Below are 15,202 nucleotides of genomic sequence, written 5' to 3'. Positions count from 1 at the left end.
TGTGCCTGTCGCTGCGAGATCATAAAAAGATTACTCAGCATGATCTCTTTGTTGAAACATTAAAACTCTTTTCTCAGCCAGCTATTGATGCGTTTAAACCAATTGCCCACCGAGGCGCGTTTTTCTACTTCCGTCTCACCGCTCAGGTGAGACTCTTTTCCATAGTGCAGCAGACCTACCGCCGTCGAGTAGTAAGGCTCCTGCGCATAATCCGTCAGACCCGTGATGTTCAAGGGTTGGCCGATGCGTACCTGGGTGTGGAACACCCGTTGCGCACAGGCTGCCAGGCCATCAATCTGGGCGGCGCCACCGGTCAGCACGATACCTGCCGCCAGATGATGCTTCACCCCTTGCTGACGCAGTTGCTCCTGCAATTGCAAAATTTCATCGTTAACCAGATTCAACAGTTCGGTGTAGCGTGGCTCAATGACTTCAGCCAGCGTCTGTCTTTGCAGACTGCGTGGGGGACGTCCCCCAACGCTAGGCACCTCTACATTCTCATCCTTGCTAACAATCGACCCAAGCGCACAACCGTGTCGAACTTTAATCGCTTCCGCGTCGGTCGGCGGCGTGCCAAAGGCGTAAGCGATGTCGCTGGTGACCACGTTCCCGGCGTAAGGGATCACTTTGGTGTGGCGCAGCGCGCCGCCGGTGTACACCGCCATATCCATGGTGCCGCCACCGATATCCACCACGCAAACGCCGAGTTCGCGTTCATCTTCGGTCAGCACCGCGTAGCTCGCGGCCAGACCGGCGAAAATAAGTTGGTCAACTTTCAGGCCGCAACGTTCCACGGCCTTGACGATGTTCTTCGCCATATCGTTATGGCAGGTAATCAGATGCACCTTGGCCTGCATGCGCACGCCGGACAGCCCAACCGGGTTTTTGATGCCTTCCTGATAATCGATGGCGTATTCCTGAGGAATCACATGCAGGATGCGGTGTTCGTCGCGCACGCGCACCGATTTGGCGGTATGCACCACGTTTTCCACGTCGTCCTGCGTCACTTCCTCTTCCGAGATCGGCACCATACCGATTTCGTTCTGGCAGCTGATGTGCTTGCCCGACAGCGCCAGATACACTGACGAGATCTGGCAGTCCGCCATCAGCTCGGCCTGATCGATGGCGCGCTGTACGCACTTCACCACCGACTCCAGGTCGTTTACGCCACCCTTATCCATGCCGCGAGACGGGCAGCTGCCCACCCCGATAATGTTGACCATGCCATCGGGCAGAACTTCCCCTACCAATGCGGAGACTTTTGCAGTACCGATCTCCAGTCCAACTACCAGTTTTCTGTCCGTCGACTTGATCATTGTTGTTTTGCCTGTGCCTGATTCTGTTGCTGATTACTGTTTTGCTGACCGCCAAGCGCCTGCGGATCGACCAACACCGGAGCCCACCCTACCGAAGCGCCGGACTCGTAGCGCAGATCGACATAGCTGACACGCTTGCTCTCCGCCTGGCCCTGCTGTTGCAATACCGGGTAAAGCTCGATAAACCGCTGCAAACGCCCGTTGCGGTCATCGCGCCCCAGCTCAAGCCGAACATCGTTGTCCAGCGCCAGCTGCCAGGAATGGCGCGCGGTCATCGCCGCCATTTTCAGCGTATATTTGCTGGCCGCCAACGTGGCGCTCATCGCCCGATAGCCCTCCAGCACATCCTGCTCGCTCCCTTCCGGCCCGTAGAGCAGCGGCAACTTCTGCTTGCCCGCCCGCTCCGCCGGCACGCTGAACGCTTTGCCCTCGGCGTCCACCATGTGCAAATCGTTCCAGCGCGCCACCGGGACGTACTCCACCAGATGGATCTTCAGCTCATCCGGCCATTGTTTGCGCACGCTGGCCTGCTTGATCCACGGCAGACGTTCGATCTGCTGCTGGATGACGTCCACATCCTGCGTCATAAAGGTGCCGGGTGCGCCCAGCGCCAGGATCGCCTGACGAATATCATCGTTGGTGGTGTAGTGGCGTTCGCCGGTCACCACCAGCCTTGAGAGCGGCAGGCGACTGGCGTCTTTCATCCAGCCAAGCACCGCCCAACCGCTCCACACGACCGTTCCCAACACCATCAGCAGGAAAATCATTCCCGCCAACTGGGTTCCATTGCTGCGGCGCGGGCCGTTATCCACCTCGCGATCGCGCGCATTCAGGGCAGCTTGCGACATATCAGTCGGCCAACTCCAAAATTCTCGCCACTAGCTGCGAGAAGCTTAATCCAAACTGGCGCGCTGCCATCGGCACCAGGCTATGACTGGTCATGCCCGGAGAGGTGTTCACCTCAAGCAGATAGAAGCTGCCATCGCTGTCTTGCATTACGTCGACGCGGCCCCAGCCGCTGCAGTCCAGACCGCGGTAGGCGCGCAGCGCCAATGCCGCCATCTCGGCTTCCTGCTCGGCGCTCAAACCGCTCGGGCAGAAGTACTGCGTATCGTCCGAAATGTACTTGGCCTGGTAGTCGTAAAACACACCGGCCGGCTGGATGCGGATCGACGGCAGCACCTGGTCGCCCAGCATTGCCACGGTGTATTCCGGCCCGCTCAACCACTTCTCCACCAGCACATCGTCGTCATGGCGGAAGGCTTCTTCCAACGCCGCTTCCAACACAGCGCTCTCGGTGACCTTGCTCATGCCGACGCTGGAGCCTTCACGGCTTGGCTTGACGATCAGCGGCAGACCGAGATCCGCCACGCGCGCCAGCAGCGCCGCTTTTTCGGTGCCGAAGTACAGTTGGCGATTCAACGCCACGTAAGGCGCCACCGGCAAGCCCATCGACTGCCACACCATCTTGGTGCGCCATTTGTCCATGGTCAGCGCCGAGGCCATCACGCCGCTGCCGGTATAAGGCAGCTCGAGGAACTCCAGGAGCCCCTGCAGGGTGCCATCCTCGCCGCCGCGGCCGTGCAGCGCGATAAACACTTTGGTGAACCCCTGCTCTTTCAGCTGGGTCACCGGGAAATCGCGGGTATCGACGCCGTGCGCATCGATACCGGCTTCGCGCAACCCGGCCAGCACCGCGGCGCCGGATTGCAGAGAAACGTCACGTTCAGCGGAGGTGCCGCCCAGCAGAACTGCAACTTTATCAGCCATGGTGCTCCTCCTCTTTCTTCGGCGGCTGCAGCTTCAGCTCGGCCAGTTTACGGGCGATTTTGCCCACGTTACCGGCGCCCTGCACCAGCACCAGGTCTTCATCCTGCAGCAGCTGCGCCAGCGTTTCCGGCACGCTATCGGCATCGGAAACCAGGATCGGATCCAGCTTGCCGCGGCTGCGGATGGTGCGGCACAGCGAGCGGCTGTCCGCGCCCGGGATCGGCGCTTCGCCGGCGGCGTACACGTCGAGCATCAGCAGCACATCCACCTGCGACAGCACGTTGGCGAAATCGTCGTACAGATCGCGAGTACGCGTGTAGCGGTGCGGCTGGAAGATCATCACCAGACGCTTGTCCGGCCAACCGGCGCGCGCCGCCTTCAGCGTGGCGTCCACTTCGGTCGGATGGTGGCCGTAGTCGTCCACCAGCATCGCGCTGCCCGCTTTGCCGTTGACCGGCTCCAGCGGGAACTCGCCGAGGAAATCGAAGCGACGCCCGGTACCCTGGAAACCCGCCAGCGCGCGCAGGATATCTTCGTCGTCGATGCCTTCTTCGGTCGCTACCGCTACCGCCGCCGCCGCGTTCAACGCATTGTGGCGGCCCGGCGCGTTCAGCGTCACCGTCAGCAACGGCTTGTCCTGACGGCTCAGGGTAAAGTGCCCCTGCGGCCCAATCTGCCGGTAGTCTTCGATGCGCACATCAGCATCTTCACTGAAGCCATAAGTGGTGATATGGCGACCCACGCGCGGCAACAGCTCGCGCACTACCGGATCGTCGATGCACATCACCGCACGGCCGTAGAACGGCAGGTTGTGCAAGAAATTGATAAACGTCTGCTTCAGGTTCTCGAAGTCGCCCTGGTAAGTGTCCATATGGTCGGCTTCGATGTTGGTGACCACGGCCACCATCGGCTGCAGGTGCAGGAACGACGCATCGCTCTCATCCGCTTCCGCGATCAGATAACGGCTGGACCCCAGTCGCGCGTGGGTGCCTGCCGCCTTCACCAGCCCGCCATTGACGAAGGTCGGGTCCAGGCGGGCTTCGGCATAAATGCTCGAGACCATCGCCGTGGTGGTGGTTTTGCCGTGCGTGCCGGCGATAGCAATGCCGTGGCGAAAACGCATCAGCTCCGCCAGCATTTCAGCGCGGCGGATCACCGGGATGCGCGCTTCACGAGCGGCGACGATCTCCGGGTTGTCGGCGGAGATGGCGGTAGACACCACCACCACGCTCGCATCCAGCACGTTTTCCGGACGATGATTGAAGTAAATCGTCGCCCCGAGCGCGCTCAACTGTTGGGTCACCGGATTCGGCGCCAGGTCGGAGCCGCTGATCTGATACCCTTCGTTTGCCAACACTTCGGCGATACCACCCATGCCGGCACCACCGATGCCGACAAAGTGAATGTGCCGGACGCGACGCATCTCGGGCACGATAGTACGTAGTTTCGCCAGTTGTTGTGTATTCATCACTCTCTCTAATCCGGATCCGGTACCCCGGCCCTACATCACATTGCTTTTATTCAGGTTCGGCGCGCCGAACCCCTGCACTCGTTACCTGGCGAGCCGCACCAGCTCCGCCGCCACGCGCTCGGTGGCGTCCGGAATGGCGACCGCGCGCGCTTTCTCGGCCATGGCCAGCAGCGTCTTGCGATCCCAGCTCGCCAGCAGTTCGGCCACCACATCGGCGTTGAACTGCGGCTGTTCGATAATCTTCGCCGCGCCGGCTTCTTCCAGCGGACGTGCGTTCCAGTACTGTTGACGATCCTTGTGCATGAACGGCACGAAGATCGCCGGCAGCCCCGCCGCCGCGATTTCGCTGACGGTCAACGCGCCGGAGCGGCAGACCACCACGTCGGCCCAGGCATAGGCGGCTGCCATGTCGTCGATGAACTCGGTCACCTTGTGCTGCGTCTGCCCTACCCTCTCGTAGTCGCGCAGCACCGTTTCCAGCGCGCCCTTGCCAACCTGATGCCAGAGCGTAATTCTATCGCCCAAACGCGCCGCGACTTCAGGAACTGTCTGATTCAGCACGCGCGCGCCCTGACTTCCGCCAATCACCAACACACGGATCGGGCCTTCGCGCCCTTGCAACCGCTCCGCCGGCAGTGGCAGCGCCAACACGTCGGTACGCACCGGGTTGCCCACCACCTCGGCGTTCGGGAACGCGCCGGGGAAGGCCTGCATCACTTTGGCGGCGATGCGCGCCAGCCAGCGGTTGGTCAAACCGGCGATGCCGTTCTGCTCGTGCAGCACCACCGGGATGCCGCACTGCCAGGCCGCCAGGCCGCCGGGGCCGGAAACGTAACCGCCCATCCCCAGCACCACATCCGGCTGATAGCTGCGCATAATGGCTTTCGCCTGCCGCACCGCCTGCCAGATCCGCAGCGGCGCCGTCAACTGGGCCTTCAGGCCCTTGCCGCGCAGGCCGGAGATGCGGATAAAATCAATCTCGATCCCGTGCTTCGGCACCAAATCGGCTTCCATTCGGTCTGCGGTTCCGAGCCAGCGCACCTGCCAGCCCTGCGCCATCAGATGATGCGCGACCGCCAGCCCCGGGAACACGTGCCCGCCGGTACCGCCTGCCATCACCATTAAACGCTTAGGTTTCCCGCTCATCCCTTACCTCTTCACAAACGCCTGAGCCTTGGTCAGGCGCGTTTCATAATCAATTCGCAGCAACAGCACGATCGCCGTCGACATAATCAGCAAGCTCGAGCCGCCGTAACTGATCAGCGGCAGCGTCAGACCTTTGGTCGGCAGCATGCCCGCGGCGGCGCCGACGTTAACCAGCGCCTGGAAGCTGAACCACACGCCGATCGCGCAGGCCAGGAAGCCGGAGAAGCGTTGGTCGATCTCCAGCGCGCGGCGCCCGATGGACATCGCGCGAAAAGCGACGAAGAATACCATTAACAGGGCTAAAACCACACCGATATAGCCCAGTTCTTCACCCAAAATGGAGAAGATGAAGTCGGTATGCGCTTCCGGCAAATACTCCAGTTTCTGCACCGAGTTGCCGAGCCCCTGCCCCCAGAACTCACCGCGGCCGAATGCCATCAGCGACTGGGTCAACTGGTAGCCGCTGCCGAACGGGTCGGCCCACGGGTTCCAGAACGAGGTCACGCGGCGCATACGGTACGGTTCCGCGATAATCAGCAGCACCACGGCGAACACGCCGGAGCCGATGATCGCCAGGAACTGCCACATTTTCGCGCCGGCCAGGAACAGCATCGCCAGCGTGGTGATGAACAGCACCACCACGGTACCGAGGTCCGGCTGCGCCAGCAGCAGCACCGCCAGCACCACCATCACGCCCATCGGCTTACAGAAGCCCCAGAAGTTGCTGCGCACCTCTTCCACCTTGCGCACCAGATAGCTCGCCAGGTAGCAGAACAGCGACAGCTTGGACAGCTCTGCGGGCTGAATACGCAGCGGGCCGAGCGCGATCCAACGCGAGGCCCCGTTTACCGAGCTCCCCACCACCAGGACGATCAGCAGCATCACGATCGACATCAGCAGCATTACGTTGCTGTAGCGCTGCCAAACTTCCATCGGGATGCGCAGCGTCACCAGCGACAGACCGAACGCCAGGCCGAGGTACAACGCATCACGTTTGGCGAACAGGAACGGATCGTCCGCCAGGCGTTGGCCGATCGGCATCGACGCCGAAGTCACCATCACGAAGCCGATGATCGCCAACCCGAAGGTCAGCCACAGCAGGGTGCGATCGTACAGCACCATGTTGACCGCGTCGTTGTCGCGCGCGCCGGTCACCCAGTCTTTCAGCCGTTCTGTCAGCCCGAAGTTCGGCAAGCGTAGTTTCATCCGCCAAGCTCCTGCGCCAGGCGGGCGAACTCATCGCCGCGCACTTCAAAATTACGGAACTGATCGAGACTGGCGCAGGCCGGCGACAACAACACCATATCGCCGGGCTGTACGCGGCCGGCGATGGTGCGCATCGCCTGCTCCATGGTCTCGGTCAGCGTCGCCACTTCCGGCCGCAGCTGCGCCAGCTGGGCGCCGTCGCGGCCAAAGCAATACAGACGCACGTTGTCACCCTGCAGATAGCGCGCCAGCGGCGAGAAATCGGCGGACTTGCCGTCGCCGCCCAGCAGCAGATGCAGCGTGCCGTCCACCTGCAGGCCGTTCAGCGCCGCTTCGGTGCTGCCGACGTTGGTGGCTTTGGAATCGTTGATCCAACGCACGCCGTTGTTCTCCCAGGCCAGCTGGAAGCGGTGCGCCAGGCCGGTGAAGGTGGTCAGCGCCTTCAGGCTGGACGCGCGCGGGATATTGACCGCATCCGCCAACGCCAGCGCCGCCAGGGCGTTGGTGTAGTTGTGGCGGCCGGTCAGTTTCATCTCGCGCGTATTCAGCACCTTGTCACCGCGCACCCGCAGCCAGGTTTCCCCCTGCTGACGGTTCAGGTGATAGTCGCCCACGTCCGCACCGAAGCTGACGCAGCGCTCGTCGGCGCCGCGCACCGGCATGGTCAGCGCATCGTCCGCGTTCACCACGCACACGGCGGCGTTTTCATACACGCGCAGCTTGGCGCCGCGATACTGCTGCAGGCCGAACGGATAGCGATCCATATGGTCTTCGGTCACGTTCAGGATGGTCGCCGCCGCCGCCCGCAGGCTATGCGTCGTTTCCAGCTGGAAGCTGGACAGCTCCAGCACGTACAGCCGGCATTCCTGGCGCAGCAGGCTCAGCGCCGGCAGGCCGATATTGCCGCCCACGCCCACCGCCCAACCGGCGGCTTTCGCCATCTCGCCCACCAGGGTGGTGACGGTGCTTTTGCCGTTGGAGCCGGTGATCGCCACGATCGGCGCCTGCGCCTCGCGGCAGAACAGCTCGACATCGCCGACGATTTCCACGCCGGCGTCAGCCGCGGCGCTCAATGCCGGGGTCGCCAGCGCGACGCCCGGGCTGGCGACGATCAGATCCGCCGCCAGCAGCCAGTCCTGATTCAAATCACCCAGATGGCGCTCCACGCTTTCAGGCAGTTTGTCCAACCCTGGCGGCGCGATACGGGTATCCATCACGCGCGGCGTAACGCCGCGCGCCATGAAGAAATCGACACAGGACAGGCCGGTGAGGCCCAACCCGATGATGACGACTTTTCTACCCTGATAGTCTGCCATGATTAACGCACCTTCAGCGTTGCCAGGCCAATCAGCACCAGCATCAGCGAAATGATCCAGAAGCGCACGATCACGCGCGGTTCCGGCCAGCCTTTCAATTCATAGTGGTGGTGAATCGGCGCCATGCGGAAAATGCGTTGTCCGCGCAGCTTGAACGACCCCACCTGCAGGATCACCGACAGCGTCTCTACCACGAATACGCCGCCCATGATCACCAACAAGAACTCCTGACGCAGCAGCACCGCGATGGTGCCCAGCGCGCCGCCCAGCGCCAGCGAACCGACGTCGCCCATAAATACCTGCGCCGGGTAGGTGTTGAACCACAGGAACCCGAGGCCGGCGCCGACGATGGCGGTGCAGACGATCACCAACTCACCGGCATGACGCAGATACGGGATATGCAGGTAGTTGGCGAAGTTCATGTTACCGGTCGCCCAGGCCACCAGCGCGAAACCGGCCGCCACGAATACCGTCGGCATAATCGCCAGGCCGTCCAGGCCATCGGTCAGGTTGACCGCGTTGCTGGTGCCGACGATGACGAAATAGGCCAGCAGGATGTACAGCAAGCCCAGCTGCGGCATCACGTCCTTAAAGAACGGCACAACCAGCTCGGTGGCTGGCGTGTCTTTTCCTACGGCGTACATGGCGAATGCGACAATCAGCGCAATCACCGACTGCCAGAAATACTTCCAGCGGGCGATCAGCCCTTTGGTGTCCTTACGCACCACCTTGCGGTAGTCGTCGACGAAACCGACGATGCCGTAACCCACCAGCACAAACAGCACGCACCAGACATACGGGTTGGACGGGTAGGCCCACATCAGCACCGAAATGGTGATGGAGGTCAGGATCATGATACCGCCCATGGTCGGCGTGCCGCGCTTGCTGAAGTGCGACTCGGGGCCGTCGTTACGCACTACCTGCCCGAAGGACATTTCTTGCAGACGCTTGATCACCCGCGGGCCCATCCACAGCGACAGGAACAGCGCGGTCAGCAGGCTGACAATGGCTCGGAACGTCAGATAAGAAAAGACGTTGAAGCCTGAGTAATACTTGACCAAATGCTCGGCCAGCCAAACTAACATGGTGCTTTCTCCTGTAACGCGCGTACTACCTGCTCCATTGCGGCACTACGTGAACCTTTGATTAACACGGTGATGACCGCATGTTCCGACAGTAATTCCGCCACGCGCGCGATCACTGCTGTCTTGTCCTGATAATGTTCGCCATTGCCGGAGGCTTCGCTCAGCACGCGGCTCAACCCGCCGACGCTGATCACTTTGTCGACCCCGGCCAGACGGGCGGCTTCACCCACCTGACGGTGGCACTCTTCCGCTTCTGCGCCCAGCTCGGCCATATCGCCGACCACCATCACGCGATAGCCCGGCATTTCCGCCAGCACCTGCGCCGCCGCGGTCATCGACCCGACGTTGGCGTTATAGCTGTCATCCAGCAGCAGCTTGTCTTCGGCCAGCGCCACCGGGAACAAACGCCCCGGCACCGCCTGCAATTGCTTCAACCCCTGACGCACCGCTTCAAGGGTGGCGCCCACCGACATCGCCAGCGCCGTGGCCGCCAGCGCGTTGGCCACGTTGTGGCGCCCCGGCAGCGGCAGCGCGATCTCGGCGGTACCGAACGGGCTGTGTAACGTAAACTGCGTGCCTGCGCCGTTCACCCGCACGTCGTCCGCGAAGAAGTCCACGCCTTCGGCGGCCTGCGGCGAGAAGCGCCAGACGGTTTTGCCGCCCAGCATGCTCTGCCAGTGCGGCCAGTCGTTGTTATCGGCGTTGATGATCGCCACGCCGTCGGCCGGCAGGCCGGTAAAGATTTCACCTTTCGCCTGGGCGACGCCGGCCAGCGAGCCGAAGCCTTCCAGGTGCGCTGCCGCCAGGTTGTTCACCAAAGCGGTCTGCGGACGCGTCAATGCGGTGGTGTAAGCAATTTCGCCAATGTGATTAGCGCCCAGCTCTATCACGGCAAAGTCATGCTGCGGCTCCAGACGCAACAGCGTCAGCGGCACGCCGATGTCGTTATTGAAGTTGCCGGCGGTATACAGCACTTCGCCGCATTCACGCAGAATGGCAGCGGTCATTTCTTTCACCGATGTCTTGCCCGAGGAGCCGGTCAGCGCCACCACGCGCGCAGGCACCTGTTGACGCACCCAGGCGCCAAGCTGCCCCAGCGCCAGACGGGTGTCTTTCACCACCAGCTGCGGCGCGTCCACCAATAAGCGCTTACTGACCAGCAACGCCCCGGCGCCTGCGGCTACGGCATCCGCCGCGAAGTCGTGAGCGTCGAAACGCTCGCCTTTCAGCGCTACAAACAGGCAACCGGCGGTCACCTTGCGGGTGTCTGTCGTCACCTCGACAATTTGGCAATCGGCGCCGATCAGTTCAGCGCTCAATACCTCAGCCAGTGTCTGAAGAGAGACAGGGATCATGCCAGCACCCCCAGCAGCCGTGCGACCGTCGTGCGGTCGGAATAATCCAGACGGCGGTTGCCCACCAGCTGATAATCTTCGTGGCCTTTGCCCGCCACCAACACCACATCCTGCTCCTGCGCCTGCATGATGGCGCTGGTCACCGCTTCGGCGCGGCCGTGGATCACCAGCGCCTGCCCGGCGTCCAGCAATCCGGTCAGGATGTCGTTGATAATCGCGCGCGGCTCTTCGGTCCGCGGGTTGTCATCGGTGATCACCACGCGATCGGCGAACTGCTCGGCGATGCCGCCCATCAGCGGACGTTTGCCCTTGTCGCGATCGCCGCCGCAGCCGAACACGCACCACAGCTGCCCCTGGCAGTGCAGGCGCGCGGCTTCCAGCGCTTTCTCCAGCGCATCCGGCGTGTGGGCGTAATCCACCACCACCGTCGGTTTGCCCGGCGCGTTAAACACTTCCATGCGGCCGCAGACCGGCTGCAGACGGCTGCCGGTTTCCACCAGCGCCTCCAGCGGGTAGCCCAACGACAGCAGCGTCGCCAAGGCCAACAGCAGGTTGCTGACGTTGAAAGCGCCCATCAGGCGGCTTTCGATCTCGCCGTCGCCCCAGCTGGAGCTGAAACGAACCGTGGCGCCGTTGTCGTGATAGTCGACCGCCGTGGTTTTCAGCCAGCGGCCGTGGCAGCCAGGCTGCAGGTTGTCCTGCATCGTCACCGCTACCGCATCCGGCAGCTTGCTCAGCCAGCGCTGGCCGACTTCATCGTCGGCATTGATGATCGCCTGCCCCACGTTGTGGGCGGCGAACAGCGACCATTTGGCCGCTTCGTAATTGGCCATGTCACCGTGATAATCCAGGTGATCGCGGCTCAGGTTGGTGAAAACCGCCGCAGCGAACGGCAGCGCCGCCACCCGGTGTTGCACCAGACCGTGGGATGAGACTTCCATCGCGGCGAAGGTCGCGCCCTGTTCCGCCAACTCGTTTAATACGTGTTGAACATCCACCGCAGAACCGGTGGTATTCTCCGTCGGACACACCTGGCCCAGCAGGCCGTTGCCGACGGTGCCCATTACCGCGCTGGTTTCGCCCAGCAGTTGGCTCCACTGCGCCAGCAGTTGCGTGGTGGTGGTTTTGCCGTTGGTGCCGGTCACCCCAACCAGGCGCAGACGCTCGCCCGGCTGATGGTAAAAACGCCCGGCCAGCGCGGAAAGGCGCTGGTTCAGTTGGCTCAGGTAGATCACCGGCACGCCGTGCATCTCAACGATGGCGCCGTCTTCGGCCTGACCGTCAGCCTCGGCGATCACAGCGGCGACGCCCTGCGCGATGGCCTGCGGAATATAGCGGCGTCCATCCGTTTGATGGCCGACCACGGCGACAAACAGATCCCCGGCAGCCGCCACGCGGCTGTCTAATGTCATTTCCCGCAGCGCGCGCCCGGGTGCCGTCGGCACCCACGGGGCGAGTAAGTCGCGCAAATTACGATCTGCCACCTGAACCCTCTTTCTTGTTAATCACTAATTCGCTTTTGTCACCGGTGGGCAACGCGTCAGGCTCGACGTTCATGGTGCGCAATACGCCGCCCATGATGGCGCCGAACACCGGCGCGGAGATTGCGCCACCATAGTATTTCCCACCCTGCGGGTCGTTGATGACGACCACCAGGGCAAAACGGGGGTTACTTGCCGGCGCGACGCCGGCGGTATAAGCGATGTATCGGTTGACGTATTTGCCGTCCGGGCCCACTTTTTTCGCGGTACCGGTTTTGATGGCGATACGGTATCCCTTGATGGCGGCTTTCACGCCGCCACCGCCCGGCAAGGCCACGCTTTCCATCATGTGCACCACGGTGCGCACCAGAGGTTCAGGGAAAACGCGTTCGCCGGCGACCGGAGGGTCAACCTTGGTGATCGACAATGGGCGATACACGCCCAGGCTGCCGATCGTTGCATAGACTCGCGCCAACTGTAACGGAGTTACCATCAGCCCGTAGCCGAAAGAGAAGGTGGCCCTCTCTATGTCAGACCACCGTTGTTTTTTTGGGTATATGCCACTGCTTTCTCCGACCAGCCCCAAATTGGTCGCTTTTCCCAGCCCAAAACGAGAGTAAGTATCTACTAACGCTGAGGACGGCATCGCTAACGCCAGCTTTGAAACACCGACGTTACTCGACTTCTGCAAGATCCCGGTCAATGACAGCTCCGAGTACCGCGCCACGTCTTTGATCTCGTGGCCCTGAATGCGGTACGGGATGGTGTTCAGCACGCTGTTTTCTCTCACCACGCCGTTTTGCAGCGCGGTCATCACCACCATCGGCTTCACGGTTGAACCGGGTTCAAAAATATCGGTGATGGCGCGGTTACGCATGGTTTCTTTCGGCGTACCGGCCATGTTGTTCGGGTTGTAAGACGGGCTGTTGGCCATCGCCAGCACTTCGCCGGTGTTCACGTCGATCAGCACCGCAGTGCCCGATTCGGCCTTGTTGAACGCCACCGCGTTGTTCAGCTCGCGATACACCAGCGCCTGCAGGCGCTCATCGACGCTCAGTACCAGGTTGTGCGCCGCCTGACTGTCGACGGAGGAGATATCTTCGATCACCCGGCCGAAGCGGTCCTTACGCACCGTTCTCTCGCCCGGTTGCCCGGTCAGCCAGCGGTCGAAGCTCTTCTCGACGCCTTCGATACCTTGCCCGTCGATGTTGGTCACGCCGATGATGTGCGACGTCACCTGCCCCGCCGGGTAGTAACGGCGCGACTCCTGCCGCAGGTAGATCCCCGGCAGCTTGAGTTTGTGAATGTAATCGCCGATCGCCGGGTTAACCTGGCGCGCCAGATAAACGAAACGCCCTTTCGGGTTGGCGTTGATGCGGTTGGAAAGCTGGTCCAGCGGGATGTTCAGCGCATCGGAAAGCGCTTTCCAGCGGCTGTCCAGCGTGATGCCGCCGCGCTCGTTCAGCTCTTTCGGATCGGCCCACACCGCATTCACCGGCACACTGACCGCCAATGGACGGCCGGCGCGATCGCTGATCATGCCGCGCGCAGTCGGCACTTCCTGCACGCGCAGCGAACGCATGTCGCCTTCTTTCACCAGACGATCGGGGTTGATGACCTGCAGGTACGCGACGCGCAACATCAGGCCAACCATCGCCAGCAAAATGCAGCCGCACAGCAACGCAAAACGCCAGCTGACAAAGCTGGCCTGATCTTCCTGGCGTCTCAACTTACCGGGGCGCGCTGCTTTCATGCGTTTCCTTTCTACTCCGTGTCATTATTCCGGTTAAACCATTCATTGTTTAACGATGATATTTTCCTGCGATGGATCAACGTGTTGCATCTGCAGTTTTTCTGTCGCGATACGTTCAACCCGGCTGTGATCGCCGAGGGCGTTCTCTTCTAAAATCAGGTTGCGCCACTCGATATCCAGCGCATCGCGCTCCAGAACCAGCTGTTCGCGCTCGGCGGTCAGCAGGCGGGTGCGGTGCGCGGTAGTCACCACGAAAATCGCGGAAACCAGTGACGCAATCAGTAAAATCAGGGGGATCTTGGCATTGCGCAGCAGATCGCCGCCAATCACCCCGACCAAACCGTGACGTTCGTTGCCGATCACGCGGGCATCCTCTCAGCAATACGCAGCACCGAGCTGCGCGCACGCGGGTTGTCCGCCACTTCCGCTTCCGACGGCATCATTTTGCCCAGCGCTTTCAGCGTCCGGCCGCCCATGCCGCGCAGCTGCTCTTCGGTCAACGGAATGCCCGCCGGCACCTGAGCACCGCGGCTGTGGTGACGCATAAAGCGTTTGACGATGCGGTCTTCCAGCGAGTGGAAGCTGATGATCGACAAACGGCCCTGCGGGGCCAGCACTTCCAGCGCGCCGTCGAGCGCACGCTCGATCTCTTCCAGCTCGCTGTTGATATAGATGCGGATCGCCTGGAAGCTGCGCGTCGCCGGATGCTTGTGCTTTTCACGGAACGGGCTGGCATCGGCGATCAGATCCGCCAGCTCTTTGGTGCGCGTCATCGGCTCCACGCGGTTTCTTTCCACGATGGCGCGCGCGATGCGCTTGGCGAAACGCTCTTCGCCAAAGGTTTTCAGCACCCAGGCGATATCGTCCGCTTCGGCCTTCATCAGCCATTCGGCGGCGGACAGGCCGGTGGACGGATCCATGCGCATGTCCAGCGGACCGTCACGCATAAAGGAGAATCCGCGCTCCGCGTCGTCAAGCTGCGGCGAGGAAACGCCCAGATCGAGCAGAACGCCGTCGATCTTGCCCACCAGGTCGCGCTCCCGCACATAGTGCGACAACTCGGAAAATGGGCCGTGTACGATGGTAAAACGAGGATCTTCAATAGATTTGGCGGCTGCAATCGCCTGAGGGTCACGGTCAATCGCCAGCAAGCGCCCTTCCGGCCCCAGTTGGGACAGAATCAGACGAGAATGGCCACCGCGACCAAAAGTACCGTCGATATATATGCCGTTGCTGCGGATGTTGAGGCCGTTGACGGCTTCGTCCAGCAGGACGGTGGTGTGTTTATAGTTTTCCAACATGC

At 61.9% G+C, this 15,202-nt stretch carries 13 protein-coding genes; all 13 read right to left on the bottom strand.

The features are described 5' to 3' along the window. Positions 1–59: 59 nt before the first annotated feature. On the bottom strand, positions 60–1,316 hold the full coding sequence (ftsA, locus tag ACJ8KE_RS15685; protein ID WP_004932758.1) for a cell division protein FtsA: 1,257 nt from the start codon (positions 1,314–1,316) through the stop codon (positions 60–62). Further along, positions 1,313–2,164 (bottom strand): cell division protein FtsQ, encoded by an 852-nt coding sequence (gene ftsQ / locus ACJ8KE_RS15680; protein ID WP_004932761.1) that lies wholly within the window; start codon positions 2,162–2,164, stop codon positions 1,313–1,315. Before ftsQ ends, ftsA begins: the two co-directional genes overlap by 4 nt. Before the next feature lies 1 nt (position 2,165). Beyond that, on the bottom strand, positions 2,166–3,086 hold the full coding sequence (locus ACJ8KE_RS15675; RefSeq protein ID WP_239442117.1) for a D-alanine--D-alanine ligase: 921 nt from the start codon (positions 3,084–3,086) through the stop codon (positions 2,166–2,168). Continuing rightward, positions 3,079–4,554, bottom strand: coding sequence for a UDP-N-acetylmuramate--L-alanine ligase (murC, locus tag ACJ8KE_RS15670; protein ID WP_028127852.1), 1,476 nt, complete (start codon positions 4,552–4,554; stop codon positions 3,079–3,081). The genes ACJ8KE_RS15675 and murC overlap by 8 nt, the downstream gene beginning before the upstream one ends. 84 nt (positions 4,555–4,638) lie before the next feature. Next, positions 4,639–5,703 (bottom strand): undecaprenyldiphospho-muramoylpentapeptide beta-N-acetylglucosaminyltransferase, encoded by a 1,065-nt coding sequence (gene murG / locus ACJ8KE_RS15665; protein WP_028127853.1) that lies wholly within the window; start codon positions 5,701–5,703, stop codon positions 4,639–4,641. Positions 5,704–5,706: 3 nt separating this feature from the next. Further along, on the bottom strand, positions 5,707–6,909 hold the full coding sequence (gene ftsW / locus ACJ8KE_RS15660; RefSeq protein ID WP_015376649.1) for a cell division protein FtsW: 1,203 nt from the start codon (positions 6,907–6,909) through the stop codon (positions 5,707–5,709). Then, on the bottom strand, positions 6,906–8,225 hold the full coding sequence (murD, locus tag ACJ8KE_RS15655; RefSeq protein WP_049300163.1) for a UDP-N-acetylmuramoyl-L-alanine--D-glutamate ligase: 1,320 nt from the start codon (positions 8,223–8,225) through the stop codon (positions 6,906–6,908). The genes ftsW and murD overlap by 4 nt, the downstream gene beginning before the upstream one ends. A 2-nt stretch (positions 8,226–8,227) precedes the next feature. Next, positions 8,228–9,310, bottom strand: coding sequence for a phospho-N-acetylmuramoyl-pentapeptide-transferase (gene mraY, locus ACJ8KE_RS15650; protein WP_004932782.1), 1,083 nt, complete (start codon positions 9,308–9,310; stop codon positions 8,228–8,230). Next, on the bottom strand, positions 9,304–10,665 hold the full coding sequence (gene murF, locus ACJ8KE_RS15645; protein ID WP_028127855.1) for a UDP-N-acetylmuramoyl-tripeptide--D-alanyl-D-alanine ligase: 1,362 nt from the start codon (positions 10,663–10,665) through the stop codon (positions 9,304–9,306). Before murF ends, mraY begins: the two co-directional genes overlap by 7 nt. Next, positions 10,662–12,149 carry a UDP-N-acetylmuramoyl-L-alanyl-D-glutamate--2,6-diaminopimelate ligase gene (gene murE / locus ACJ8KE_RS15640; protein ID WP_060444862.1) on the bottom strand — a complete coding sequence of 496 codons (1,488 nt, stop codon included), beginning with the start codon at positions 12,147–12,149 and terminating at the stop codon, positions 10,662–10,664. Before murE ends, murF begins: the two co-directional genes overlap by 4 nt. Beyond that, positions 12,136–13,899 (bottom strand): peptidoglycan glycosyltransferase FtsI, encoded by a 1,764-nt coding sequence (locus ACJ8KE_RS15635; protein WP_004932790.1) that lies wholly within the window; start codon positions 13,897–13,899, stop codon positions 12,136–12,138. Before ACJ8KE_RS15635 ends, murE begins: the two co-directional genes overlap by 14 nt. Before the next feature lie 42 nt (positions 13,900–13,941). Continuing rightward, positions 13,942–14,262 (bottom strand): cell division protein FtsL, encoded by a 321-nt coding sequence (gene ftsL, locus ACJ8KE_RS15630; protein ID WP_015376645.1) that lies wholly within the window; start codon positions 14,260–14,262, stop codon positions 13,942–13,944. Next, positions 14,259–15,200, bottom strand: a complete 942-nt coding sequence (rsmH, locus tag ACJ8KE_RS15625) for a 16S rRNA (cytosine(1402)-N(4))-methyltransferase RsmH (RefSeq protein ID WP_016929092.1) — start codon at positions 15,198–15,200, stop codon at positions 14,259–14,261. Before rsmH ends, ftsL begins: the two co-directional genes overlap by 4 nt. Positions 15,201–15,202: the final 2 nt, after the last annotated feature.

Source organism: Serratia sp. CY56464 (assembly GCF_052168435.1).
GTDB classification, from domain to species: domain Bacteria; phylum Pseudomonadota; class Gammaproteobacteria; order Enterobacterales; family Enterobacteriaceae; genus Serratia; species Serratia marcescens.
Note: the sequence above shows the minus strand (reverse complement) of the source record. Positions and strands in the feature narration are given on the sequence as shown.